The 1744-nt window shown below is 43.2% G+C and carries 2 protein-coding genes; one reads left to right on the forward strand and one right to left on the reverse strand.

Going from position 1 to position 1744, the window contains the following annotated elements; translation table 11 throughout:
• A partial coding sequence (locus tag CXF78_RS16470; protein WP_257984933.1) for an aldolase/citrate lyase/malate synthase family protein occupies window positions 1-503 on the reverse strand: 503 nt, incomplete at its 3' end.
• Window positions 504-656: 153 nt separating this feature from the next.
• Between CXF78_RS16470 and CXF78_RS16475 the strand changes: the two genes are divergently transcribed.
• Window positions 657-1744 (forward strand): helix-turn-helix domain-containing protein (locus CXF78_RS16475; protein WP_102037386.1); only part of this gene is annotated, 1088 nt, incomplete at its 3' end.

The raw sequence follows: 1744 nt of genomic DNA on the forward strand, positions 1-1744 counted from the left end.
TGTAGTGCGTAGTCGCTACCATCTTTAGCCGTAAACACTTTACAGTTGCCTTCAGTTGGCTGACAACCTGTATGGATTAAGCTAATCCACTGCTTGTATGGCGTCGGCAAATTCTTGATTGGAATCGCAACCTGAATGTCTTCAATATTAGCCTGGTCTGTGGTGCCCATTTGTCCTTGGCGGTCGAAACAAATCTCAACATGGGTATCATTATTCTTTAGTACAACAGACGTTGGTTCACTTTTGTGACCAGTCAGTGCCACAAATTGACATGGATTTTGTAAACCACACTGAGAGCCGTCTTTTAAAAATGCCAATAAGTGCGTGTAGTAAACTACATAGCTGCTGACATCTTGGTGTGAGCCTTCAGTTAATGGAAATTGTGCATCCAAAAAGTCTTTGGCGTTTGTGGTGCGATCCTGTTGATTCGTCGTTGCCACAAATTGCTCACCAATGAAGCGGTTAAGGTTTTGGGTGGCTGTTGCGCTTGCTTGAGTAGACATATTCATCGCCTTATTCCTCTTCGTATTGTTGTAGGTCACAAAACCTTTTTCAGTATTGTTTATCATTAAGCCTTGTTCGCAGCTTGATTTTTAGTCTATGCTATTTTTACAAACAATTTCACAATAAAAATTTTACAGTGTGAATTATACAAAATGAGAAATGAAAAAAGCTTAATGAGAAAGACCCATTTTTTGGGCACAAAGATAAGAAACTTGCGTAAACGCAATAACTTAACCATGGAAGACTTGTCTGCTCGTTGTGTGCGTGTTGACTCAGGTAACTCGCCGTCAGTGTCATACTTGTCAATGATCGAGCGCGGAAAACGTGTTCCAAGCGCTGATATGTTGGCGGTAATTGCGGTCGTTTTTCAAAAAGAAGTGGAATGGTTTCTTGATGATGTGCCAGAAGATGAAGCGATTACGCCTGAAAAAGGCAATAAAGGCGGCATTAGTGGTATGCCGCTAGAGCCGAGTTTTTTGTTCTCCAATGACATTTTGCAAATTGCCATCCCTGAAATGTTGTCGCAAACCGGCACCAGTGGCCGCCAATTTGCTCATTTACTGATCCGCGCCCACCAAGAACATCATCAAAACCATTTTCCTGATTTAGAGCGTGCGGCCGAAGAAGTTGGCTTAAAACGTATGCCGCTTGCCACCGAAGATATCATCGATATTGCCAAAGGCATGGGTTTAAAAATTAAATGGATCGACCGTGCGCCTAAAGAAGTTATCAACGAAATGGGCTTGAGTTCTAAGCAGTTGGTTACTTCATTTTTTGAGCCACCGGGAACCATTTATATCAGTAATATTCTGAAAAATAGACCCAGCAGGTTGAGATACGATTTGGCCGTGCACATAGGTCATTGCGTGTTGCACAATAAAGACGGCTTAAAAAGTGTGATGATGTCTGGTCGCCGTGATGACTTTGATGATGCGCTGGTTCCTCAGTCAAACACCTTGAATGCACAAGATATTTTGCATGCATGGCGTGACTTTGAATCAAGCTTTTTTGCGGGTGCGTTGTTGTGTCCTAAAGTGCCGTATCGACAGTTACTTGACCGACATGGCTATGAGATTAGTGTGCATAAACAACTGCAAGTATCAGCGTCTGTTGCTATGCGCCGCATGACGGTAGTGTCGCCTTATCCGCACTGGCATTACTTTGATGCCTACGCACCGGGTAAGCTAAAAGCGGTTTATCGTGGTAATGGTATTCCTTTGCCTTGGGGTAACATGCGCCT

It is taken from the genome of Shewanella sp. 11B5, from assembly GCF_002836795.1.
Taxonomy (GTDB): Bacteria; Pseudomonadota; Gammaproteobacteria; order Enterobacterales; family Shewanellaceae; genus Shewanella; species Shewanella frigidimarina.